We start from the raw sequence: 238 nt of genomic DNA, 5'->3' as shown, positions 1-238 counted from the left end.
CCCCCCCAGCCACAGGCGGCCTGACGCTTCGGGGTGACCGCCATGGGGCAACTCGTACTCGCGGCCAAGGTCACCCACGTTCCATCGCTGATGCTGTCGGAGCAACCCGGCAGCCCGTTACGCGATGCGCGCGAGCCGGCGGTCAGGTCTTTGCGCGAGCTCGGCCGGCGGGCGAAGGAGCGCGGCGTGACCTGCTTTGTGGTGTTCGATACCCACTGGCTCTCCAATTTCGGCTACC

General features: G+C 68.1%; 1 pseudogene. It reads left to right on the top strand.

Going from position 1 to position 238, the window contains the following annotated elements:
* Nucleotides 1-42 precede the first annotated feature (42 nt).
* Nucleotides 43-238: pseudogene (locus tag IC66_RS0133535) on the top strand (3,4-dihydroxyphenylacetate 2,3-dioxygenase); the annotation flags it as partial.

It is taken from the genome of Bradyrhizobium genomosp. III, from assembly GCF_000261705.1.
Taxonomy (GTDB): Bacteria; Pseudomonadota; Alphaproteobacteria; order Rhizobiales; family Xanthobacteraceae; genus Bradyrhizobium; species Bradyrhizobium ottawaense.
This window is presented reverse-complemented; position numbering and strand designations above follow the sequence as displayed.